This is a genomic window from Kitasatospora sp. NBC_01539 (genome assembly GCF_045040525.1).
Taxonomy (GTDB): Bacteria; Actinomycetota; Actinomycetes; order Streptomycetales; family Streptomycetaceae; genus Kitasatospora.
Map to the genome: position 1 here is coordinate 8092694 of NZ_CP109390.1, position 22557 is coordinate 8115250.

At 71.5% G+C, this 22557-nt stretch carries 19 protein-coding genes and 2 pseudogenes; 12 read left to right on the top strand and 9 right to left on the bottom strand.

Annotated features, from left to right (window positions below; genetic code table 11):
* Window positions 1-49 precede the first annotated feature (49 nt).
* Window positions 50-1147 carry a sugar ABC transporter substrate-binding protein gene (locus tag OG335_RS35150; RefSeq protein ID WP_405015201.1) on the bottom strand — a complete coding sequence of 366 codons (1098 nt, stop codon included), beginning with the start codon at window positions 1145-1147 and terminating at the stop codon, window positions 50-52.
* A gap of 932 nt (window positions 1148-2079) precedes the next feature.
* Here OG335_RS35150 and OG335_RS35155 point away from each other — a divergent pair.
* The 6 genes from OG335_RS35155 to OG335_RS35180 all read left to right on the top strand — a co-directional run bounded on the left by OG335_RS35155 (window position 2080) and on the right by OG335_RS35180 (window position 9665).
* Window positions 2080-3375, top strand: coding sequence for an extracellular solute-binding protein (locus OG335_RS35155; protein WP_405015202.1), 1296 nt, complete (start codon window positions 2080-2082; stop codon window positions 3373-3375).
* 185 nt (window positions 3376-3560) lie between these two features.
* The gene (locus OG335_RS35160) at window positions 3561-4412 is read left to right on the top strand and encodes a carbohydrate ABC transporter permease (protein ID WP_405015203.1); all 852 of its coding nucleotides are present in this window, start codon (window positions 3561-3563) and stop codon (window positions 4410-4412) included.
* Window positions 4409-5308: a carbohydrate ABC transporter permease gene (locus OG335_RS35165; protein WP_405015204.1), complete on the top strand. Its 900-nt coding sequence runs from the start codon at window positions 4409-4411 to the stop codon at window positions 5306-5308. The genes OG335_RS35160 and OG335_RS35165 overlap by 4 nt, the downstream gene beginning before the upstream one ends.
* A 103-nt stretch (window positions 5309-5411) precedes the next feature.
* Window positions 5412-6911: an alpha-N-arabinofuranosidase gene (locus OG335_RS35170; protein WP_405015205.1), complete on the top strand. Its 1500-nt coding sequence runs from the start codon at window positions 5412-5414 to the stop codon at window positions 6909-6911.
* Window positions 6912-7140: 229 nt separating this feature from the next.
* Entirely contained in the window at window positions 7141-8664 is a 1524-nt protein-coding gene (locus OG335_RS35175) for a glycoside hydrolase family 43 protein (protein ID WP_405015206.1), read from the top strand.
* Window positions 8665-8738: 74 nt separating this feature from the next.
* The gene (locus OG335_RS35180; protein WP_405015207.1) at window positions 8739-9665 is read left to right on the top strand and encodes a fructosamine kinase family protein; all 927 of its coding nucleotides are present in this window, start codon (window positions 8739-8741) and stop codon (window positions 9663-9665) included.
* A gap of 301 nt (window positions 9666-9966) precedes the next feature.
* Here the strand turns inward: OG335_RS35180 and OG335_RS35185 are convergent, their stop codons facing one another.
* Together OG335_RS35185 and OG335_RS35190 are read right to left on the bottom strand one after the other, a co-directional pair.
* A complete protein-coding gene (locus OG335_RS35185) occupies window positions 9967-10173 on the bottom strand; it encodes a hypothetical protein (RefSeq protein ID WP_405015208.1) in 207 nt (68 codons plus the stop codon).
* On the bottom strand, window positions 10170-10844 hold the full coding sequence (locus OG335_RS35190; protein ID WP_405015209.1) for a class I SAM-dependent methyltransferase: 675 nt from the start codon (window positions 10842-10844) through the stop codon (window positions 10170-10172). Before OG335_RS35190 ends, OG335_RS35185 begins: the two co-directional genes overlap by 4 nt.
* Window positions 10845-10931: 87 nt before the next feature.
* On the opposite strand from OG335_RS35190, the gene OG335_RS35195 reads away from it, so the two are divergent.
* The 3 genes from OG335_RS35195 (at window position 10932) to OG335_RS35205 (ending at window position 13644) form a co-directional block, all read left to right on the top strand.
* Window positions 10932-11552 (top strand): TetR/AcrR family transcriptional regulator, encoded by a 621-nt coding sequence (locus tag OG335_RS35195; protein ID WP_405015210.1) that lies wholly within the window; start codon window positions 10932-10934, stop codon window positions 11550-11552.
* Window positions 11553-11782: 230 nt separating this feature from the next.
* Complete coding sequence (locus OG335_RS35200; RefSeq protein WP_405015211.1) at window positions 11783-12139, top strand: ArsR/SmtB family transcription factor; 357 nt, start codon at window positions 11783-11785, stop codon at window positions 12137-12139.
* A 122-nt stretch (window positions 12140-12261) separates the two neighbouring features.
* The gene (locus OG335_RS35205; RefSeq protein ID WP_405015212.1) at window positions 12262-13644 is read left to right on the top strand and encodes an MFS transporter; all 1383 of its coding nucleotides are present in this window, start codon (window positions 12262-12264) and stop codon (window positions 13642-13644) included.
* 123 nt (window positions 13645-13767) lie between these two features.
* Here the strand turns inward: OG335_RS35205 and OG335_RS35210 are convergent, their stop codons facing one another.
* The gene (locus OG335_RS35210) at window positions 13768-14478 is read right to left on the bottom strand and encodes a response regulator (RefSeq protein ID WP_405015213.1); all 711 of its coding nucleotides are present in this window, start codon (window positions 14476-14478) and stop codon (window positions 13768-13770) included.
* Entirely contained in the window at window positions 14418-15647 is a 1230-nt protein-coding gene (locus OG335_RS35215) for a sensor histidine kinase (protein WP_405015214.1), read from the bottom strand. The genes OG335_RS35210 and OG335_RS35215 overlap by 61 nt, the downstream gene beginning before the upstream one ends.
* Before the next feature lie 206 nt (window positions 15648-15853).
* Here OG335_RS35215 and OG335_RS35220 point away from each other — a divergent pair, with 206 nt between their 5' ends.
* A complete protein-coding gene (locus OG335_RS35220; protein ID WP_405015215.1) occupies window positions 15854-16531 on the top strand; it encodes a VanZ family protein in 678 nt (225 codons plus the stop codon).
* 444 nt (window positions 16532-16975) lie between these two features.
* Here the strand turns inward: OG335_RS35220 and OG335_RS35225 are convergent.
* A pseudogene (locus tag OG335_RS35225) lies at window positions 16976-17134 on the bottom strand (IS5/IS1182 family transposase); the annotation flags it as partial.
* Between the two features lie 22 nt (window positions 17135-17156).
* Here OG335_RS35225 and OG335_RS35230 point away from each other — a divergent pair.
* Both OG335_RS35230 and OG335_RS35235 read left to right on the top strand, forming a co-directional pair.
* Window positions 17157-17657 carry a hypothetical protein gene (locus OG335_RS35230; protein ID WP_405015216.1) on the top strand — a complete coding sequence of 167 codons (501 nt, stop codon included), beginning with the start codon at window positions 17157-17159 and terminating at the stop codon, window positions 17655-17657.
* 199 nt (window positions 17658-17856) lie between these two features.
* Window positions 17857-18413: pseudogene (locus OG335_RS35235) on the top strand (transposase); the annotation flags it as partial.
* Window positions 18414-18437: 24 nt separating this feature from the next.
* On the opposite strand, the gene OG335_RS35240 reads toward OG335_RS35235, so the two are convergent.
* The 3 genes from OG335_RS35240 to OG335_RS35250 form a co-directional block, all read right to left on the bottom strand.
* Window positions 18438-19739, bottom strand: coding sequence for an acetyl-CoA carboxylase biotin carboxylase subunit family protein (locus tag OG335_RS35240; RefSeq protein ID WP_405015217.1), 1302 nt, complete (start codon window positions 19737-19739; stop codon window positions 18438-18440).
* Window positions 19740-20012: 273 nt separating this feature from the next.
* On the bottom strand, window positions 20013-21266 hold the full coding sequence (gene ectB / locus OG335_RS35245) for a diaminobutyrate--2-oxoglutarate transaminase (protein WP_405015218.1): 1254 nt from the start codon (window positions 21264-21266) through the stop codon (window positions 20013-20015).
* An 86-nt stretch (window positions 21267-21352) separates the two neighbouring features.
* Window positions 21353-22438 (bottom strand): amino acid:polyamine antiporter, encoded by a 1086-nt coding sequence (locus OG335_RS35250; RefSeq protein WP_405015219.1) that lies wholly within the window; start codon window positions 22436-22438, stop codon window positions 21353-21355.
* Window positions 22439-22557 lie beyond the last annotated feature (119 nt).

Here is a 22557-nt window from a genome sequence, read left to right on the forward strand (position 1 = left end):
GCCCCGTTCGCTTCGGGGTCGGGGCCCGCGGTGTGCGGCCGGATGCCGCTTACTTGATGCCGGCGGCCGTGCACAGGGCGGCGTAACTGCCGGTGCACAGATCGGTCTTGGTGACGAAGCCGTCGTTGACGACGTCCGGGACGTTGTTCTTGAAGATGGCCACCGGTGTCAGGAGCGTCGCCGGGACATCGCGGTTGCCGACCGGGTCGTGGACGGTGGTGGTGGTCTGGGCCTTCTTGCCGTGGGCGAGGTCGATCGCGAGTGCAGCCGCCGCGTCGGCCTCCTTCTTCACGGCCTTGTAGACGGTCATGCACTGGTCGCCGGCGAGGATGTTCTGCAGGCCCTGCACGGTGGCGTCCTGACCGGTGATGGGGACCTGTCCGTTGCGGTGGTTCTTGCGCAGGACGGCGATGGCGGCGTTGGCGAGGCCGTCGTTGGCCGCGAGCACCCCGGCGATGTCCGGCCGGCTGGTGAACATCTGCTCGAAGATGGTCCCGGCCTGGGCGTTGTCCCAGTCGGGCACCGGCTGGTTGGGGCCCTTGGCGTACTCGCCCGAGGCGTACTTGGGGTCGAGGACGCTGTTGTAGCCGTTGGCGAAGAGCGTGGCGTTGTTGTCCGTCGGCGACCCGTTGAGTTCGGCGACGACGGGCGTCCTGGCCCCGGTGTCGCTCAGGCACTTCGCCAGGCCCTGCCCCTGCAGCTTGCCGACCTCGGTGTTGTCGAAGCTGACGTAGTGCTGGGCGGAGCCGCCCAGGGTGAGCCGGTCGTAGTCGATGGTGGCCACGCCCTGCGCCTTGGCCTTGTCGAGTACGGCCTTGCCCGTGCCGCTGTCGAGGTTCACGGTGATCAGCACGTTCACACCGCTGGTGATCATCTGGTCGGCGATCGTCTGGAACGCCTGCTTGTCGCCCTCGGCGTTCTGGATGTCGTAGTCCACGCCGGCCGCCTTGAAGGCCGCGGCGAGGTAGGGCCGGTCCGCGGTCTCCCAGCGGACGGAGGACTTGCTGTCCGGGAGGATCACGCCGACCTTCGGCTTCTTGGCGCCGGCCGCATCGGTAGTGGTGGTCGAGGAGGAGCTTCCGCAGGCGGTCACCGCGGTCAGGAGCGCCGCTGATACGGAGGCGGCGACGAGGATTCTCTTGCGCATGGGGGACTGGGTCCTTTCGGATGTGCCCCGGTCCGGTGCCGGGCGGGGCGGGTGCCGAGGGGTGGGGAGGGTGCCGAGGGGTGGGGCGCCGATGGGGTTGGCACCGTGCGGGAAGCAGAGCCGTAGGCGCTGAATGTTGTGAGCGGCAACATACGTGGTGGGGAACAGCCCCGCCAGCCCCGCGACAGACATCGCGTCGTAACGATCGGGTCACTGCATGCGGTCGCACCCCGACCGATTCGCGCGTCGGTCCATGCCCCGGGGGAGGCTGCGGGCCACTGCGGCACGGGTCGGCCCATGGAACGCGGCGCGGCATCGCGGCCGGGCGGGACGGTCGGGGCGCCGCATGACGCCGCGTCCCCACCCTTCGCCCGCAGGGGACTTCCTCTGCGTCGGCAGTGGGCCGGCGGCTGTCGGCCCGCCGGACCGGACACTTCGGCGCTCGCGCCGTTCTGCGCGTTCACGCCGCTGTCGCAGCGAGGGGGCGGCGGCACGGTACTGCAGGCACTCAAGGGCGGCGAGGGCCCTGGCCGGACGGCGCGTCCGGCGGAGGGTGGCGAAATGTTTCGGTAGGCACCTCGGAGGATGGGCGGCAAGTTTCGGGGGAATTTCGGAAACAAGTCATTGACTGCCGCTCCGGACCGAGCACATACTCTCCACCGGTCGAACCCCCGTGACGAAGACGCCTCCGTGCACGGTCACATCCGTCCACCCGGCACGCCCACACGCGCATGCCCGGAGCCGGAGAACAGCGGCTGCAGTGATCGCCACGGCTTCGCGCACGTGCCGAACCCTCACCCGCCACCCCGACCGGCCTGCCGCCCGAACACCCGGGTCGGCGCCTGCACCAGACCTCCGCCACCCCGGCGCCATGACTTCGCGCACACCATCCGCATCATTCCGGCCATGACGACAGAACAGGAAGTCCCCCGATGACGAGGAAGACACGCAGCGCGACGGCTGCCGCACTCGGCTTGGCCATCGCGCTCGCCGTCACCGGCTGCGCCGGCGGCGGCGACGCCGACAGCGGCGGTTCGTCCGACGGCAAGGTCACCCTGACCCTCTGGGAGAACGCGCAGCCCGGGCCCGGCGCCGAGTACTGGAAGACCGCCGTGGCGGCGTACCAGTCGCTGCACCCGAACGTCACGATCAAGATCCAGGCGATCCAGAACGAGGACCTCGACGGCAAGTTGCAGACCGCGCTCAACTCGAACTCCGCCCCGGACATCTTCCTGCAGCGCGGTGGCGGCAAGATGCAGGCCATGGTCCAGGCCGGTCAGCTCCAGGCGCTGGACCTCACCGACACCGACAAGGCGAACGCGGGCGCGGCAGCCGTCGCCGGCTATTCGATCGACGGCAAGGCCTACGCGATGCCGCTCGACACGCAGCCCGAGGGCATCTACTACAGCAAGGACCTGTTCCAGCAGGCCGGTATCGACTCCACGCCGACGACGATGGCCGAGCTCGAGGCCGACGTCGCGAAGCTGAAGGCGATCAACGTCGCGCCGATCGCGGTCGGCGCCAAGGACGCCTGGCCGGCTGCGCACTGGTACTACAACTTCGCCGTGCGCGAGTGCAGCCAGGACACCATGAAGAGCGCCGCCAAGTCGCTGAAGTTCGACGACGCCTGCTGGACCAAGGCCGGCGACGACCTGGCGTCGTTCCTGAAGGTCGAGCCCTTCCAGAAGGGCTTCCTGACGACCTCGGCGCAGCAGGGCGCCGGGTCGTCCGCGGGCATGCTCGCGAACCACAAGGCGGGCATGGAGCTCATGGGCAACTGGGACCCCGGTGTGATCGGCAGCCTGACCAAGGACCAGAAGCCGCTCCCCGACCTGGGCTGGTTCCCCTTCCCCGCCGTGGACGGTGGCCAGGGTGACCCGACCGCCATCATGGGCGGCCTCGACGGATACTCGCTGTCCAAGAAGGCACCGAAGGAGGCCCTTGCCTTCCTCCAGTGGCTCGTGACCAAGGAGCAGCAGGAGGCCTACTCCAAGGCCTTCTTCACGATCCCGGTGAACAAGAGCGCCCAGGAGGTCGTCACCGACTCCTACAACGTCTCGGCACTGCAGGCCTTCAACAAGGCCGCCTACTCCGTGATGTTCCTCGACACCGAGTACGGCCAGAACGTCGGCAACGCCATGAACACCGCCGTCGTGAACCTGCTGGCCGGCAAGGGCAGCGCCGCCGACATCGCCAGGGACACCAACGCCGCGGCCGCGAAGGGCTGAGTAAGCAGACGATGAGCAACCCCCTGGGTACTGACACGGCCACCGGCCGCCGGTCGCAGGGCACGTCCGGAGTCGGGGGTGCGGCCCGGTCCGCGCCCCCGGTTCCGCCGCGAGCGGCCGCGCGCCGCCGCGGCCGTGCCAGGACGCGGCTCGAGATCGCGCTCCTGTCCGGACCGGCGATCATCATGTTCCTGGCGTTCGTGATCCTTCCGGTGGCGCTCGCCGCGTTCTACGGCTTCTACCGGTGGCGCGGCTACGGGGCGCCCACCGACTGGGTCGGTCTGAACAACTACAGGCTGATCCTCACCGACCCCGCGTTCCAGCAGGTCCTGTGGCACACCGGCCTGGTCCTGGTGCTCTCCCTGGTCATCCAGGGCCCGCTCGCGATCACCCTCGCGCTCCTGCTGAACCAGAGGATCCGCGGCCGCTCGGTCATCCGTGTCCTGATCTTCGTGCCCTACGTCATCTCCGAGGTCATCGTCGGCACCGGTTGGAGCCTGATGCTCCAGAGCACCGGCGCCGTCAACGACCTGCTGCAGCACATCGGCCTGGGCTCCCTGCAGGCCGAATGGCTCTCCGACCCGAAGCTGGCCATCTGGACGCTGATGGGCATCATCTCGTGGAAGTACATCGGCTTCGCGGTGATCCTGATGCTCGCCGGCCTGCAGTCGATCCCCGAGGAGCTCTTCGAGGCCGCTCAGATCGACGGCGCCTCCTACTGGCAGATCCAGCGCCGCATCACGCTGCCGCTGCTGGGGCCGACGATCCGCATCTGGGTGTTCCTGTCGATCATCGGCTCGCTGCAGTTGTTCGATCTCGTCTACATCATCTGGGGTCCGTACGTCGCGGGCACCGCGGGCACCTCGACCATGGCGATCTACATGGTCGCCCAGGGCCGCAACGCGGGCAACTACGGCTACGGCAGCGCGATCGCGGTCGTGATGTTCCTGATCTCGCTCATCGTCGCGCTGATCTACCAGCGCTTCGTCCTGCGCCGCGACCTCCGGGGTGCCGTCACCGAAGGAGCCGCCCGATGAGCGCGACGACCGCCAACTCCCGGTCCTCCACCGGGGAGCCGAATGCGCCCGTCGGCCGTCGCGGCGACCGCGCCGTGCCGCAGAAGTGGGGGAATCCCTTCACCTACTTCATCGCCCTGCTCTTCATCGGGGTCTGCATCGCACCGGTGCTCTACATCGTGCTCGGCGGATTCCGCACCAACTCACAGATCAGCACGGGCCCGGCCGCCCTGCCTCACCCCTGGGTCGTCGGCAACTACGTCAGCGTCCTGAAGTCGGTGACGTTCTGGGGCGAATTCGCCAACTCCGTCATCGTCGCGCTCGCGAGCACCGTCGGCACCGTCGTCCTCGGCCTGATGGTGAGCTTCGTGCTCGCACGGTACGACTTCAGGCTCAAGGGCGCGATGTACTCCCTGTTCGCCGCCGGCCTGATGTTCCCGATGGTCATCGCGATCACCCCGCTCTACATCGTCGTCAAGGACCTCGGCCTCGTCGACAACCTGCTCGGCGTGATCGTCCCGCAGATCGCCTTCGGCCTGCCGACGACCGTCATCATCCTGGTGCCGTTCCTCAGGGCCATTCCGAACGAGATCGAGGAGGCCGCCGCGATCGACGGTGCGAGCCGACTCGGATTCTTCTTCCGCATGGTGATCCCGCTGTCACGCCCCGGTGTGGTGACGGTCGGCGTCCTCGGGTTCATCGGTAGCTGGAACAACTACGTCCTGCCCCTGTACGTCCTGAACTCGCAGGCGAACTTCACCCTGCCGCTCGGCGTCCAGGCCTTCTCCTCGCAGTACTCCGTGGACACGGCGAAGGTTCTCGCGTTCACCTCGCTCGCCATGCTGCCGGCCCTGGTCTTCTTCGCGATCTTCGAGAAGAAGATCGTCGGCGGTCTCACCGGCGCCGTGAAGGGCTGAAGCCGGCACCGGGATCCGCACCGGACCGTCCCACGCCTGCCCCTGCCTCTGCCCCTGCGACGCCTCCGCCCCCTGCGGCGCCTACAACGTAAGGACCACCGAGTTGCCCCGCGCCCACATCGAGCTCGACAAGCGGGCCGTCATCGCCCCTGTCCGACGCCGCACCTTCGGCTCGTTCGTCGAACACCTCGGCCGCTGCGTGTACACCGGGCTCTACGAGCCGGGACACCCGAGCGCGAACGACGAAGGGTTCCGCATGGACGTCGTCGAACTCGTCAGGGAGCTCGGCAGCACGACCATCCGCTACCCGGGCGGCAACTTCGTCTCCGGCTTCCGCTGGGAGGACTCGGTCGGCCCGCGCGAGAAGCGCCCGGTACGCCGCGACCTCGCCTGGCACTCGCTCGAATCGAACCAGGTCGGCCTCGACGAGTTCGCCAGGTGGCTCGCGCTCACCGACTCCGAGCTGATGCTGGCGGTCAACGTCGCCACGCGAGGCATCCTGCCCGCCCTGGACCTGCTCGAGTACGCCAACCACCCGTCCGGCACGGCGCTGTCCGACCTGCGCATCGCCAACGGCACGCCGGACCCGCACAACGTACGCATGTGGTGCCTCGGCAACGAGATGGACGGGCCGTGGCAGACCGGCTTCATGACGGCTGACGACTACGGCAAAATCGCCGCCCGCACGGCCGCCGCGATGAAGACGGCCGACAAGGACCTCGAACTCGTCGTCTGCGGCTCCTCCGGGTCCGGCATGCCGACGTTCGGCGACTGGGAGCGCACGGTGCTCGAACACACCTACGACCATGTCGACTACGTCTCGTGCCACGCGTACTACCAGGAGCACGACGGCGACCTCGGCTCCTTCCTCGCCTCGGCGATCGACATGGACTACTTCATCGACACCGTCGTCGCGACCGCCGACCACGTGGGATACAAGAGGCGTTCGAACAAGAGGATCAACGTCTCCTTCGACGAGTGGAACGTCTGGTACCTCAAGGAGCACCAGGAGTCCGAGGAGGTCAACGCCGAGTGGCGCCACGCCCCTCGGCAACTCGAGGACACGTACACGGTGGCGGATGCCGTCGTCGTCGGCAACCTGCTGATGACGCTCCTCAAGCGCAGCGACCGCGTCACCTCGGCATCCCTCGCGCAGCTCGTCAACGTGATCGCGCCGATCAGGACAGAGCCCGGCGGCCCGGCCTGGCGGCAGACGACCTTCCACCCGTTCTCGATCACGAGCCGGCTCGCCTCCGGCGAGGTGATCCGGCCCGTGATCGACGCGCCGACGTACGGAACGGCGCGCCACGGCGAGGCGTCCGTCATCGACGCCGTCGCGACCGTCGACGAGGACCGGGCCGCGGTCTTCCTCGTCAACCGCGACCTGGAGGAGGCCGCGCAGGTCACGATCGACGTGCGCAGCCTCGCCTCCTCGCACATCGTCGAGGCGGTCACGCTCGCCGACTCCGACGTCCACGCGAAGAACACGCTCGCCGATCAGTACCGGGTGACCCCGTCCGCGAACACGGGCGCGACACTCGACGACGGCGTGCTCACCATCGAGCTGCCGCCGGTGTCGTGGACGGCGATCTCCCTCCGCTGAGCGACGACACGCGACAGGCCCGGCGCCGGCACGGGGTTCCGGGCCACGGACGAGGAGTCCCCCAGGACGTGGTCATCGGGCCCGTGCCAGGTACGCGCCGATGCAGTCGGGCGCTCCCCGTCCCACCCGAGCCGGCCGGCAGCCCTGACCGCGCGTCACTCGTGCGACCTGCCGAATCCCGGCACCGTCGACGTCGGCAAGCCCCGCCACTCCGAAGGGACCACGCCCTGTGCGGACGTACGACAACCCCGTGATCAGCGGGTTCCACCCGGACCCCAGCGTGTGCCGGGTCGGCGACGACTACTACCTGGTGTGCTCCAGCTTCGAGTACTTCCCCGGACTGCCGATCTTCCACAGCAAGGATCTCGTGCACTGGCGGCAGATCGGCAACGTGCTCGACCGCCCCGGGCAACTGCCGCTGCCGCTGCCGGGCAGCATGGCCTCCCGCGGCCTCTACGCCCCCACGATCCGTCACCACGGCGGCCTCTTCTGGGTGATCGACACCAATGTCAGCGGCGGCGGCAACTACATCGTGACCGCCGAACGGCCCGAGGGCCCCTGGTCGGACCCGGTGTGGATCGACCTCCCCGGGATCGACCCGGACCTGGCCTGGGAGGAGGACGGCACCTGCTGGTGCGCCTTCACCGTCCCCGGCATCCACATCGCCCGGATCGACCCGGTCAAGGGCGAGGTACTGGAGGGGCCCTTCCCCGTCTGGTCGGGCACCGGCCTCACGTGGCCCGAGGCCCCGCACCTGTACCGCATCGGCGACCGGTGGTACCTGTTGATCGCCGAGGGCGGCACCGAACGCGGCCATGCCGTGTCCATCGCCCGCGCCCGCTCGCCGCGCGGCCCCTGGGAAGGCGCACCCGCCAACCCCGTGCTGTCCCACAGCGGCACCGACCGGCCCGTCCAGAGCACCGGCCACGCCGACCTCGTCACGGCGCCCGACGGCACCTGGTGGATGGTGCTGCTCGGCACCCGACCCCGCGGCTACACGCCCGGCTTCCAGGTGCTCGGCCGCGAAACCTTCCTCACCCCCGTGGAATGGGACGGGAACGGCTGGCCCGTCGTGGCACCCGTGCACGAGCGCCACCCCGCGCCCGCCGGTGCCTGGCACCCCTTCCCGGCCCTGCCCGCCCGCGACGACTTCGACGCGCCCGCGCTCGCGCCGCACTGGATCTCGCCCTACGCCCGTCCCGACGGCTCGTGGTCGCTGACCGAGCGCACCGGCTGGCTCACCCTCACCGCCACCGGCCCCACCCTCGACCGCCCCGGCCACACCTTCGTCGGGCGCCGCCAGCAGCACCACGACTGCCGTGCCGCCGCCCTGCTCGACCCGGGCACGGGACGGGGCGGCCTGAGCGTGCGCATGGACGAGGCGCACCACTACGACCTGGAGGCCGGTGGGGGAGAGGTCCGCGTCGTCGCGCGCATCGGCCCGCTGCGCCAGGCCGTTGCCCGCCGCCCGGTGCCGTCGGGCCCGCTCACCCTCACCGTGACGGTCCGCACCGCCGACATCGTGCCCCCGTTCCCCGAGTTCGCCGGCATCGAGCCCCTCGGCCCCGACACCGTCGCCTTCTGGCTCGGCGACCCCGACGCGCCGGGCGCGCAGCCGCTCGCCGAACTGGAGGGGCGTTACCTGTCCACCGAGGTCGCCACCGGCTTCACCGGACGCGTCATCGGCATGTACGCAACCGAAGGTGCCGTCGCATTCGACTGGTTCCACTATGTCCCGGCACCCTCCGCCTGACGCCCGGGCCGGCATCGGCCCGCAGTGCGACGCCCCCTCCGAATGACGCGTGACCGGCGGAGAGGAGCACACCCATGACGGACGCGGGGTCTTTCCTGCTCGAACGCCTGCGTGCGGCAGGCCTGACCGACATCGTCGCGGTCGAGCCGGCCACCGGAGGCCTCGCCGCGACCGCAGGGCTCGCGCGCCGTGGTGACGGCACGTCGGTGTTCGTCAAGGCGTTCGGCGAACCGCCGTCGGACGACGTCTTCACCGCGGAGGCCGAAGGGCTCACCGCGCTGCGCGAGGCGGGCGGCATCGCCACGCCCGAGACCGTCCTCGCGGACCGCGACCTGCTCGTGCTGTCCGTGCTGCAGCCCCGGCCGGGCACCGAGGCCTTCTGGGAGCAGTTCGCGCACGCACTCGCCCACCTGCACACCACCACGCGGTACCCCCGGTTCGGGTGGCACCGCGACAACTGGCTGGGCCGTCGCCGCCAGGTCAACACCTGGGAGGACGACGGGTTCGCGTTCTTCGCCCAGCACCGTCTGCTGCGCTGGCTCGGCGAGCGCCGCGTCCGGGAGGCGCTCGACGCCGCGGACCGGGCGGCACTGGAGCGGCTGTGCGACAGGCTGCCCGAGCTGCTGCCGGTCAGGCCCGCGTGCCTGACCCACGGCGACCTGTGGGCGCTGAACGTCATGGCCACCCCCGACGGGCGGCCCGCACTCATCGACCCGGCCGTCTCGTACACGTGGGCCGAGGTCGACCTGGCCCACCTGTGGACGACCGCGCCGCCGCCCGAGGCGCAGGGGTTCTTCGAGCTGTACGCCGAGCTGACCGGGCTCGACCACGACTGGCGCAAACGGATGCCGATCCTCCAGCTGCGCCAGCACCTCGCCGTGATCGCCCAGTTCGACCCCGACTGGGGCGCCGCCGACCTCGTACGCGCCACGCTCGACCCGTTCCGACAGCGGCCCCGAGCCCGGCTCGGAAGAGCTCGGGGCCATCCGGTCGTCCCCTGACGAGACCGGTGCGCGGGTCGCCCCCGGCAGGCCGTCCCGGTGATTCGGGATCACCGATCCCGGTCGCCTCCGGCTCGCACTCACCTGCTCGTGCGGAGCCCGTGGAACCGCCCGTGATCGGCATCGACGGCAGGGACGGCACGAACGCGGCCCCCGTGCCCCTGGCGGCGTTCCACCGCCCGCCGGGCCGTCCCGCCCCGTCCCGGCCCGTCCGGTCGGGCCGGCGGCGTCCTCCGCGAGGCTGGACTGGCTGATGGTCCTCACCGGCACCCCCGCACCCGGTCGCCGACCACCCGTGGGGTCAGACGCGGGGCTCCGGTGGTGCCGGGCGGTGTCGGCGCATTCGGTGGGCTCCGATGGCGGTGGCCCCCAGGTGCGCGGCCAGGCCGAGAGCGGCGCCCGCGAGGCCGAGCTTCGTGCCGAACCGCAGGTGGGCGCCGAGGCCGGTCACGAGCAGGGGGAGCGCTGTGATCCGTAGTGCTCGCAGCGCCGCCGGGGTGCGGCTCACGCGGCCGGCCCGTCGGTGCCGGGCCGGCGGGCGGTCACGTACCGGATCCAGGGGTGCAGGTCGCCGGTCCGGATGCTCTCGAACCGGGCGGTGCGGACCATGTCCTCCAGGTGGTCGATCGGGTTGTGCTCCATGTCCGGTCCGGTGACGGCGCCGACCAGGTGGCGGGCGAGGGGATTGCCGGGCGGGCGGAAGTCGGCGACCAGCAGCCGACCGCCGGGCCGCAGTACGCGGTACATCTCGCAGACGGCCTTCTGCCTCACCTGCTCGGGCAGGTGGTGGATCATCAGGCTGCTGACCACGGAGTCGAACGAGGCGTCGGGGGAGTGGAGTTCCTCGGCGATGCCGCGTTCGAAGCGGCAGTTCGGCAGGGTGCGTGCCCGGGAGCGGGCGTGGTCGATGATCGCGGGGGAGGGGTCGATCCCCAGGACGGTGCCGGACGCGGACACGGCCTGCGCCATGCGCCGGGTGAGGTAGCCGGTGCCGCAGCCGATGTCGAGTGCGTCGTCGCCCGGGTGGGCCCCGCTCAGTGCGGCGAGGCGGGTGAAGACCAGGTCGCGGCGTCCGGCGAAGACGATGGTGCCGAACAGGTCGTACGCCCGTCCGTTGGAGATGGTGGATCCGCCGGTGTCGTGCTGGGGATCCCCGTGCAGCAGGCGACCGATCGCCATGGTGTGCTCCCTTAACTTAGTCGCGACTAATAAGAATAACTTAGTCACAACTAAGTTCTGTTGACAAGGGCCGACTACGATGGCCCCGTGACCCCGCCTTCCGCCTCCCGCCGCACCCGTCTCAGCGCCGAGGAGCGCCGCGCCTCGATCCTGGTCGCGGCCATGGACGTCTTCGCCGAACACGGCTACCAGCGCGGCAAGGTCTCCGAGATCGCTGCGAGGGTGGGCGTCACCGAGCCGGTCGTCTTCCAGAACTTCGGCTCCAAGGCGGCCCTGTTCGCGGCCGTGGTCGACGCGGCCAGCGTCCGCATCTGTACGGAACTCTCCGACCAGGTGACCGCGGGAACCCCTGTTTCGGCGCTCCTCGCCGACGTCATCTCACCCGCACACCTCGACCAGCTGCACGCCCGCGGCTCTCTCGGAGTCCTCTTCGCCGATTCCGTCGCCCCCGCCGCCGAGCCCGCCGTCGCCGAAGCCGGACGCTCCGCCGTCCGCCGCATCGCCGACGCCGTCGCCGACATGCTGCGCCACGGCCAGGCGGCCGGTGACATCGCCCCGGAGGCCGATCCTGCCGCGGCGGCCTGGCTCCTGGTCTCGCTGATCTCGGCGCGCCCGCTGCGGCTGGCCGCCATGGGGGGCGATGACCGGGAACGGCTGGAGTACACCGTCGCGGCCATGGCCATCTCGCTGCTCGCGCCCAGGGCCTGACGCGGCCCGGGATGCCGCGCCTGGCGGGTGTGCCGGTCCGGTACCGCTTCCCCGGAGGGGCCTCCGCCGTGAGCCAGCGGCCCTGCCGCCCCGGCCTCGCCGGCACCACAGGGGCCGGGCGTGCCGGCACGTCGGCGGCAGGCAGCTCCTCGGGGCGTACGGCCCGCCCGTCATCCCCACCCCGATACGTGCGCACACGAGAAACCCCGAGCCGCATCTACGATGTCGGGATGGACACCCGCGCGCCGCTCGCAGATGCACACCACTCGCAGCACCGTGCCGGCGGCGAGCGCCTGGAGGTCGCCGCCTCTGTCCTCGCCCTGCTCGCCGACCGCACCCGCCTGGCCCTGCTGGAGCGGCTCGGCCGCGGCGAGGCGGACGTCACCACCCTGGTCGAGGCCACCGGTGCCGCCCGCCCCTCGGTCAGCCAGCACCTGGCCAAGCTTCGCCTCGCCGGGCTGGTCGCCTCCCGCAAGGACGGCCGCCACGTCGTCTACTCCCTGCGCCACGGCCACCTGCGCCGTCTGGTCGACGAGGCCCTGAACGTCGCCGACCACCAGATCGGCTCCCTGCCGCCCCACGACTGACGCGCCCGCAGTCGGCCCCGCGCTGCACCACCACCGCCCGCCCTTCCATCAACAAGTGCGTGAGTGCGCACTTGTTGCCTACGATGGGAGGGTCACACCACCGCCGAGCCGGGGACGGGCCCATGCTTGCCGTGCTGCGCAACCGCGCCTACCGCCACCTGTTCACCGCGCAGGCCGTCGCCCTGGTCGGCACCGGCCTGGCGACAGTGGCGCTCGCCCTGCTGGCGTACGACATCGCCGGGCCCCGGGCGGGCGCGGTGCTCGGCACGGCACTGGCGATCAAGATGGTCGCCTACGTGACCGTCGCGCCGCTCACCGGCGCGCTGGCGGACCGGATACCGCGCCGGGCGCTGATGGTGGCGATGGACCTCACCCGGGCCGGCGTCGCCCTCGCCCTGCCGTTCGTCGCCCAGATCTGGCAGATCTACCTGACGGTCTTCCTGCTGCAGGCCGCCTCCGCCGCGTTCACCCCGACATTCCAGGCCACCATCCCCGAAGTACTGCCCCGCGAGCGCGACTACACGCAGGCCCTGTCGATGGCGCGCCTGGCCTACGACCTGGAATCCCTGTTCAGCCCCGCACTGGCCGCCCTCCTGCTCACGGCGGTGTCGTACAACTGGCTGTTCGCCGGCACCACGGCCGGCTTCCTCGCCTCGGCCGCCCTGGTCGCCTCGGCCGTCCTGCCCAAGCCCGCACCGGTGGAACGCGCGGGCGGGGTGTATGCGAAGGCGGCGTTCGGCACCCGGCTGTTCCGTGCCACCCCGCGCCTGCGGGCCCTGCTCGCCCTCGACCTGGCGGTCGCCGCCGCCGGGGCGATCGTCTTCGTGAACACCGTGGTCGTGATCCGCGAGCACTTCCACCGCCCGGCCGGCGCGGTCTCGCTCGCGCTCGGCGCCTACGGCGCCGGATCGATGCTCGCCGCGCTGGCGCTGCCGCGGCTGCTGCGCCGGTTCAGCGACCGGCAGGTGATGCTGCCCGCCGCGTTCGCCCTCCCCGCCGTGCTGGCGGCCGTCGCCGCGATCACCGCCGCCGACCCCGTCACCTGGTCGTGGGCCGCGCTGCTGGGGGCATGGACGCTGATCGGGGCCGCCAGTTCCGCCGTCCTCACTCCGGGCGGGCGGGTGATCCGCCGCTCGGCCTCGGAGGCGGATCTGCCCGCCGCGTTCGCCGCCCAGTTCTCCCTCTCCCACTCCTGCTGGCTGCTCACCTACCCACTCGCCGGATGGCTCGCCGCCGGGGCCGGCCTGCCGCTCACCGCGGTCGTCCTCGGCGTCACCGCGGCCGGTGCCGCCACGGCGGCCGCCGTGCTGTGGCCGGCCCGCGACCTGGACCGCCTGGAGCACTGCCACGCCAACCTGCCCGTCGGCCACCCCCACCTCGAAGGCGCCCACCCCGCCGACGGTGGCTGGCAGCACGGCCACCACTACGTCATCGACCGGCACCACCACACCTGGCCCCGGCCCGCCCCGGAGACGGCCAGCGACCGAACCCCTGCCGACCGCTGAGGTCAGCGCGACACTCCGGCGTCCGGTCCTTTGATCTCCTCCTCCGGCAGCGCGATGCGCAGCGCCCCGGGCCCGGCTTCGCCTTTTGCGGCGGGAACCTCCGGGCGGCTTTCGGCCGGCCCGTCAGCAGTCCTTCCGGGTTATTCCGTGTCGCCAGGCCCAGGCGGCGATCTCCACGCGGTTCCTGCCCGCGATCTTCGACTGGACGTTGCCCAGGTGTGTTTTGACCGTGCCGACCGTGATCGTCAGCGCGCCGGCGATCTCCGCGTTGGTCAGGCCGTCCGCGAGGAGGACCACCACGTCCCTCTCCCGGGGGGTGAGCCGCACACCCGGCGTCGGAGGCGCCGCCCGGCCGTGGTGCTGTCGGCGCAGGAGGCGCAGCGTGATGGAGGGGCTGACGAGGGCGTCGCCTGCGGCTGCGGCGCGTACGGCTTCCGCCAGGAGGCGGGGGCCGGAGTCTTTGAGGATGAAGCCGTGGGCGCCGGCTTCGATGGCGCGGGTGAGGTATTCGTCGTCGTCGAAGGTGGTGACCATGACGGTCTTGGGGGTGTGCGTGGTGCCTGGCCGGTTGAGGAGGCGCAGGGCGTCGAGGCCGTCCAGGCGGGGCATGCGGATGTCCATCAGGATGACGTCGGGGTGGTGCCGGGCGGCCTGTTCGACGGCGTCCAGGCCGTCCTGGGCCTGTGCGACGACCTCGATGTCGTTCTCGGCCGAGAGGATCATGGCCATGCCGGTGCGGACGATGGCCTGGTCGTCGGCGAGGAGGACGCGGATCACGGGCGGGCCGTTCGGGGGCTGGGGGTCGGGGCGGGGAGTTGGGCGCTGACGCGCCATTCTCCCCGCCGGTCGGGGCCGGCACGGAAGGTGCCGCCCGCGGAGGCGAGGCGTTCCTTCAGGCCGGTCAGGCCCCAGCCGCCGGCAGGCGTGATCGCATCTGTGCTGCCGCTGCTACCGGGGTCGGGGGTGCCGTCGTCGGTGACGTCTGCCGTGGCGTGGCCGGGGAACGCGCCGAGGCGGACCGTCACGTTGCGGGCGCCGGCTGCGTGTTTGCGGACGTTCGTCAGGGACTCCATGACGACGTGGTGGAGCACGGTCAGGGTCTCGGGGGGCAGGTGGGCCACGGGCCCGTCCTCGACCAGGCAGGCCGTGGTCCCGGGCAGGGCGAAGTCCGTCACCAGTTTCCTGATCCGGTCGAGGTCGGCGGGCGGGGCCTGCACCGGGGCTTCGTCGTCGGCGCGAAGGCCGCTGACCATGCGGCGCAGGGCCCCGAGAGCGTCCGCCCCGGCCTGCTCGATCTGTGCCAGGGCGGGCGCGACCACCTCAGGCCTCGCGGCGGCGACGACCTGGGCCCCCTGGGCCTGCACGACGATGCCCATGACGTGGTGCGCGACGTAGTCGTGCAGGTCGCGGGCGAACGCCAGACGCTGCTCCAGCCGCAGACGCTCCTCGCGGCGCCGTCGGTCGGCCACCACCAGACGGGCGGTCAGGGCCCACGCCCCCGCACCGCAGGCGATCAGCGTGCAGAAGAAGGTGACGATCAGGCTGCCCTCGTCCACGTCGACGGCCACCGGCCTCGCGATCACGGCGGCCAGCAGAAGCAGAGCCGCCACGGCGGCGGGCCGGGGGGCTCCGCGCCGTACCGTGACAGCCAGGGCCAGGACGAGTACGGCGATCTCGAACAACGTGTACGCGTCCGCCCTGTCCACGGGAGAACCGGGCCGTGACGCGGTATCGCGGATCACCACGGTGACGCCCAGCGAAAGCGCTCCGGCCACACCACCGATGGCGGCCACCGCCCGCGGCGACAGCCGGCACCCGCGCAGGGCCGGCACCAGGAGCGGCAGGGCGAGCACCGCAAGCAGCACCGCCGACACGGCGGCGGAGACGGTGACATACGGCGCCAGGGCCAGCCGATAGACGTCACCACGAAAATCCGCATACAGGGCGACACCGAGCCACAGGCACCCGACGACCGCCACCAGTACGGACAGAGCGGATCGCACCGGGGGACGCGGCCGGGAGGACGGGGCAGAACACATGAGCGCCAGCCTACGCATCGGCCCCACCAGGGCCCTCTGCCAGAAGTTGCAGACACAGCCCCCGGAATCCGCCGTTCGGTCGATCCACCGGCACAGCCGTGACGGCGAGAGTGGGCACCGCCTGCTCCTCGACGAGCGGACGCCGACCCAGCCAGGCATGGAGCAATTCCGTGAACACGCAGTTCGACATCCCCGCCCCCTACGTCCTCGGACCGGCCCTCGTCCTCTTCGCCCTCCACACCACCGTCCGCCGACGACGCCGTGCACCGGGCTGGCAGGGCGGCCCCCTGGCCGTCCGCGCCCTCACCGCGCTCTACTGCGCCGCGGTCGCCTGGCTCACGTTCTTCCCCCTGTGGGTGTACACCGGCGCCTACCGCAACCAGATGCCGTGGACGAACCAGCTCAACCCGATCCCCCTCCTCACCGCCGACGCCACCATGCTCCCCAACGTGATCATGTTCATCCCCCTGGGATTCCTGCTCCCCCTGCTCACCCGCTGCACCGGCCCCCGCCAGGCCGCCACCCTGGCCGCCCTGGCCAGCCTGCTCGTCGAAGGCACCCAATTCGCCCAGTACCTGGCCTTCGGCTCCGGCCGCGCAGTCGACGTCAACGACCTCATCGCCAACACCCTCGGCGGCCTCCTCGGCCACACCGCACTACACCTCTCACTGCGCATCACACCCCTGCGGAACCTGCTGGAACGCTGCGCCCTCCCCGGGTCCAGGCTCCGTCACCAGCAGCGGCACGAGACCACCGCGCCCGACGCGCCCGACGTGGCTGACGCTGCCGACGCGGCCGACCGGTCCGGACGGTCGGCCGCGGCACCCCCGCAGCGGCGAGTCCGGTGACGGCGAGTCCGGTGACGGCGAGCCGAGCCGTCGACCGGCCGTTCGAGGGGTGGGGCCACGTTCCACCGTCCGCCCGGGCCGCGGCGGAAGCCGTTCAGGACGCGGGGGGCGGCGCGGTGTCGCAGCGTCCCGGTATCGAGTCCTCGCCGGGTCCGGGTCCGGGGCCGGGCCGCTGCGCGATCCGCGTCACCGGGCACCGGCCACCGTCCCGACCCGGCGCCCCTGTCCCGGCCCGTCGGCCCCGGGTGCCAGGCCCGTTGCGGCGGTCCTCGGGGCGGCGGTCGGAGCGATGGGCGGGCCGGGCGGGGGTGTTATCGCAACGGTGGGCCAGGCGCGGCAGCAGCGGCGGCAACACCACAGGGAACGGGCACGCTGGCGGGACGAGGTCCGGCGTACTGCGTACGGCGACATCCTGACTGGGCGTTTCGTCCTTGATTTCGGGGGTCAGGTTCCGCGCCAGGTCGGGGTGGTTTCGCCGGTGAGTCGGTGGGTCATGAGGCTGATCATCGCGACGTGGACCATGGCTCCGGATCGGGCGGGGAGGGCTTCGTAGTCGCGGGCGAGGCGGCGCTGTTGCATGAGCCGGCCGAAGGTGCGCTCGACGGGCTTGGCATATGCTGAGCCGATGTCGGACGGCGGCGAACTGCCAAGTATCTCGGGCATCGGTGTGGACCTGCCTGCAACGCTGCGTATCGCCGGGCTTGCATTGAAACGGACGGAGAGCCCTCCGTCTTTGGCCTGCTGGACCGGCTGCTTCCCGGAGCCGGCAGGCGGCAACGCGGCGGTTGTCAGTCTGGTGATCGAGCCGGCCGCGCCGCCTGAAGAGGCCACCCTCCAACTCGCTCGCGACGTTGTGAGCCGTTTCGACGTCTTCGTCGACCGAGCCGTGCGGTACTGCCGGACCCGGCTCCGGGAACGGCACTTTGAACTCACGTCCGAGGAACTGAGCTGGCTGGATCTTCCAGAGTTGCCGTTGGCAGTTCCCGAAGCAGTGGTGGGGGCCGACCAGACCTGGGCAATCCGGTTCACAGAGAGCAGGTTCCGGCTGGCGGACCCCTACGGAATCCTGGTGACCTTCAACGGCACGCAGCCTGTCGACGTCCAGGGCCTGGACGACGAGCAATGAGCCGCTTGTTATGGCATCGCGACTCTGGAGGCCGGGCAGATCGTCAGCAGGCGGGGCCAGTTGGCAGACGGCACAGGCACAGATCCGTGATCATGGAGTTGCGACGCTCTGTGATCACTGAGGAGACCTGTGCCTGTACTGCCATCATGGCCGACTGAACCGCTCTGGGGCCAATTTGCCGGCCTGTTGCCGCACTTGTGACCGTGTCGTCGGTCTCGCCCTCGACCGGATCACCGTGGACGTGCCATCACCAGGGCCCCCGGCGGCGGCGATGCGGCAGGACGCTCACCAGTCGACCGGGGCAAGCAGGGCATGAAGCGCTCCAGCACGACCGACGGCTACGGCATCCCACTCGGTCGCGTCCTGGCCGGCGCCAACCGCCACGACTCCCCGCTGCTGGCTCCGGCTCTCGATCTTCTGCACGAACTCGGGCCTCTGCCCGACAGGATCGCCGTTCATCTCGACGCCGGCTACGACTCGGCCAGCTCCCGCGCTGTGCTCGCCGAACGCGGTCTGCACGGCCGGATCGCCCGCAAGGGAATCAAAGCGCCGGTCCAGGCCACCCACCGGTGGCACATCGAGCGCACGCACGCCTGGCAGAACGCCTTCCACCGGTTTGCGCGCTGCTACGAACGCCGGACCAGCGTCATCGAGGCGTTCTTCGATCTCGCCGACACGATCATCACCGTCCGTAGCCTGATCCGCCAAGCCTGGACCACCCGTCGCCGGGCAGCCCGCCCCCGACGCCGTCCCTGACCGTTCGCCTATCTGCGCGACCTCCTAGTCGGCGGTCTCCGCCTCGATCGTCAGCTCGACCCGGTCCAGGAAGGCGGAGACCTCGGTGTCGGGGTCCGCCTCCCAGGGGAGGTCGACGACCGCGGACGCCGATCGTCCGTTCGATTCGTTCAGGGGGCCGAGTTCGGCACCGCGCGGCAGTCCGACCATGACCGACACGCAGCGCGCCGGGGCGTCGGCCCCGGCTGGCGCGACGGTCGGCCAGTAGCCGTCGTCCGCGGTCCACGACACGGGCTCGCCCGCGTAGGTGACGTCCGCCAGGCGGCCCGGGCGGTGTTCGACGAAGCGCTGCACGGCCCGGCGCGTCGGTGCCGGGTAGTCCGGCCTCACGCCGAGGGCGAGGTCCACCATGGCCGATTCGACGAGGCCGCCGGTGGCCAGGTACCAGAGCATGGTGATGGCGTCGCCGGGGAGACGGGCGGCCACCTCCATCAGCACCGGCTGTCCGTCGCGCAGCCGGAACTCCGCATGGGTGATTCCGCTGCCGAAGCGCAGGGCCTTGAGGATCGCGGTGTTGGCCGCGATGAGCGCCTCCGACTCGGCCACCGGCAGCTTGGCGGGGCTGGTGTGGCCGATCTCCGTGAAGTACGGGCTGCTGTCCTCGTTGGTGATCTTGGCGGTGACGCCGCTCCACACCACGTCGCCGTGGTGGACCAGGGCCTCGACCGAGAACTCCGGGCCGGTGACGAGCTCCTCCACCAGCAGCGCCTCGTCCGGGCCGTAGGAGGGCAGTGCGGCCTGCAACTCCGCCTCGTCCGAGACCCGGAAGACGCCCGAACTGAACATCCGCCCCGCCGGCTTGATGACGCACGGGTACACGTCGGAGGTCACGGCGTCCCGCTCGTGGGCGGCGAAGGTGCGCCACGACGGTCCGTACTCGCGCAGGACGACGCGCTGCATGACCTTGTCCCGGCACACCCGGCCCGCCCAGGTGCCGGCGCCGGGCAGGCCGAGCGCGTCGCACAGGAATCCCGCCGCGTCGACGAAGATCTCGCCGCTGCAGATGACCCCGCGCACGTCGTAGTCCGTGATCCAGTCCTGCACGCAGGAGAGGACTCCGTCGATCGCGGCGTCAGGGAGCTGGCGGACGACCGGGATCCGGGACAGCGGGTGCGTCCCGTCCTCGATGAAGCCGTTCAGCTTCGCCAGGTCGGTCGAAGGCCCGACGATGACCAGTGGCGCCAGCCCACGCTCCGCGATGTCGGTTATGAGGCGGTGTTGGCGGGCCAGGGCCGCCAGGTCGCTCATGACGATCACGGCGGACGGGCGCTCGTTTTGACGGTTCAACAGGACTCCTCGAGTGGGATGTCGTCCAATGCGTCCGACGGCGTGGAAGCCGTCCGTGGCGCAGACTGGGAAAAGGGCGCCGATCGCGTTGCCGACCGCGCTGCTGGTCTCGCTGCCTCGGCAGGTCGACGCGCTTGCCTCACGGAGATCCTCTCAGGAGCAGCGCGTGCGCCATAGTACGAGGCGGCGTCACCGTAGATCAATGATTCGCCTGGTCGCCGGGACATGGCCCGGACCTCGTGCGGTGGCCGGCTCGGCCTCCGGCCGCACCCCTCACCCGGCGGCCACGGCTGATGCCACCGCGTCCCGCAGGATGCCGAGCCCCTCGGCCAGTTCCTCGTCCGTGGAGGTCAGCGGCGGCATGAGCTTCACCACCTCGTCGTAGGAGCCGGACGTCTCCACCAGGAGCCCGCGGGTGAACGCCGCGTCCGCGGCCCGTCTGGCCAGGAGCGGCTCGCGGAAGGCGAGACCCCACACCAGGCCGCGGCCGCGCACTGCCGCCACCCGCTCGGCGTGCAGGTCCGCGAGGCCGCCCAGCTCCTCCTCGAACAGCAGGGCCCTCTCTCCGGTCTGCTTCTCCAGGGTGCTGTCCGCCCAGAACTCCCGCAGGGCGGCGGCAGCCGTCACGAAGGCCGGGTTGTTGCCGCGGAACGTGCCGTTGTGCTCGCCCGGCTCCCAGACGTCCAGCTCGCTGCGGAAGAGCGTGAGGGACATCGGCAGGCCGTATCCGCTGATGGACTTCGACAGGCAGACGATGTCCGGGGTGATCCCGGCGGCCTCGAAGCTGAAGAAGGGACCGGTGCGGCCGCAGCCCATCTGGATGTCGTCGATGATCAGGAGGATGCCCCGGCGGTCGCACAGCTCCGCGAGGTCGGCGAGCCACTTCGGGCGGGCCGGGTTGACGCCGCCCTCGCCCTGCACGGTCTCCACGATGACGGCCGCGGGCAGGTCCATGCCGCTGCTGCTGTCGGCGAGCATGGTCTCCAGCAGCTTCAGTCCGGAGACCTGGTCCCCGGCGAATCCGTCATAGGGGAGGCGCCAGGTGTTGCCGAGCGCGACCCCGGCGCCCGCGCGCTTGGAGGCGTTGCCGGTGACTGCCAGGGCCCCGAGCGACATGCCGTGGAAGCCGCCCGTGAAGGCGACGACCGTCTGTCGCCCGGTCACCTTGCGTGCCAGTTTGAGCGCGGCCTCCACGCTGTTGGTCCCGGTGGGGCCGGGGAACTGCACCCGGTAGTCGAGCCCGCGGGGGGCGAGCACCCGCGTCGCGAACCCGGAGAGGAACTCCTCCTTGGCGGTGGTCAGCATGTCCAGGCCGTGGGTCACACCGTCCTGTTCGAGGTAGGAGAGCAGGGCCCGCTTGAGCACGGGGTGGTTGTGGCCGTAGTTCAGGGCGCTGGCGCCGGCGAAGAAGTCCAGGTAGGAGCGGCCGTCACGGTCGAACATGCGGCTGCCGCGCGCCTGCTCGAACATCACGGGCCAGTTCCGGGAGTAGCTGCGGACCTCGGACTCGATGGTGGGTGCGGTCATGATGTCTCCTCGAAAAGGGAGCCGGGACGGGAGGCGGTCGGGAAGAGGGGACCTGCCGGACGGCTGCGCAGGGGTTCGGCCATCGCTCATCCCCCGAGCAGGCCGGCAGCGATGGGGACCACCGTGCTCACGAGCACGAGCACGACCAGGAGTGCGGCTCCGGCACACCGCATCAGCGCCCCGCCCCGACGTACGGCGGCGGCTGCTGCCAGGGCGTAGCCGATGAGCGCGGCCGCGGCCGGACCCAGCAGCAGCAGCGGGACGGCGCCGTCCCCGGTGGCCCCCGCAGTGGCGAAGACGCAGCAGGCGACGCCGACGGCCGCGACGACGGCCTTGGCGGGGCCCCGGTCGGGGGAGTCCGGACCGCCGCGGCGCAGCCGCGAGGCGATCCGGGCGGCGGTACGCACATTGGTGAAGCAGTAGCAGGTCAGCACGGCTGCCGTCGCGATGGCGAGGACCCAGCGCACGGGTGCGGGAACGGCGTCCCGGCCGACAGCCGACCCCTCGACGCCCAGGTGTTCGACGAGGGCCAGCCCCAGGTAGACGACAGCCACCGATGCGGTCCCCAGGGCCACACCCACCGCGGTGCGCCTGGGCCCGGCGGTCGTGGCGGGGACGATGCCGGTGACCGCCTCCCATCCGACACCGGCGAAGAACAGCGCCATCAGGGCCAGCCACCGGGCGCCGTCGGGGGAGAGCCCCGACGGGGCGAGGGGCGTGTGCGAGCCCGCCGCGACGGCGGGCCAGCCGCACGCGGTGCAAGCCAGTGCCACGGCTCCGGCGGCCCAGGGGCGGAGTCGCAGCACGGCGGCCGGAAGGGTCAGCGGGCTGAGCGCCGCGAGCACGGCCACCGCGAGGATGCCGAGGGCGAGCAGCAGGCCGCCCGCCCCCGGACGCGGCACCCCGCCGTCGGCAGCCGTCTCCAGGCAGGTCGCGGCGAACCAGGCGATCGCCGCCTGCCCGAGGGTGAAGGCGACAGCGAAGGCGCCGTCCACCGTCCGTCGCGCCCACGGCCCCAGCAGGACGCCGACGGTGTCCGCCAGCGAGGCCGACCGCATCCCCGTACGGACCAGCAGCGCGAGCAGGAGGCTGACCGAACCGCCGAGCAGGAGGTGGGCCGACCAGACCAGGAGGCCGTCCCCGCCGGCCAGGACCGCGACAACAGGAGGCATGACCAGCATCCCGGCTCCCAGGACCTGGCCGGACAGGCGGCCGGCGATCTCCCGTTCGGCCCCCCGCGCCGGTCGGGCCGCGGCGTCCGCTCCCGGCCCGCGCGGCCCGACCGCCGTGC

Coding starts and splice junctions, on each gene's coding strand:
- OG335_RS35150 (WP_405015201.1), bottom strand. CDS start 1,147: ATGCGCAAGAGAATCCTCGTCGCCGCCTCCGTATCAGCGGCGCTCCTG.
- OG335_RS35155 (WP_405015202.1), top strand. CDS start 2,080: ATGACGAGGAAGACACGCAGCGCGACGGCTGCCGCACTCGGCTTGGCC.
- OG335_RS35160 (WP_405015203.1), top strand. CDS start 3,561: ATGTTCCTGGCGTTCGTGATCCTTCCGGTGGCGCTCGCCGCGTTCTAC.
- OG335_RS35165 (WP_405015204.1), top strand. CDS start 4,409: ATGAGCGCGACGACCGCCAACTCCCGGTCCTCCACCGGGGAGCCGAAT.
- OG335_RS35180 (WP_405015207.1), top strand. CDS start 8,739: ATGACGGACGCGGGGTCTTTCCTGCTCGAACGCCTGCGTGCGGCAGGC.
- OG335_RS35190 (WP_405015209.1), bottom strand. CDS start 10,844: ATGGCGATCGGTCGCCTGCTGCACGGGGATCCCCAGCACGACACCGGC.
- OG335_RS35200 (WP_405015211.1), top strand. CDS start 11,783: ATGGACACCCGCGCGCCGCTCGCAGATGCACACCACTCGCAGCACCGT.
- OG335_RS35205 (WP_405015212.1), top strand. CDS start 12,262: ATGCTTGCCGTGCTGCGCAACCGCGCCTACCGCCACCTGTTCACCGCG.
- OG335_RS35210 (WP_405015213.1), bottom strand. CDS start 14,478: ATGGCGCGTCAGCGCCCAACTCCCCGCCCCGACCCCCAGCCCCCGAAC.
- OG335_RS35230 (WP_405015216.1), top strand. CDS start 17,157: ATGTCGGACGGCGGCGAACTGCCAAGTATCTCGGGCATCGGTGTGGAC.
- ectB (WP_405015218.1), bottom strand. CDS start 21,266: ATGACCGCACCCACCATCGAGTCCGAGGTCCGCAGCTACTCCCGGAAC.
- OG335_RS35250 (WP_405015219.1), bottom strand. CDS start 22,438: ATGCCTCCTGTTGTCGCGGTCCTGGCCGGCGGGGACGGCCTCCTGGTC.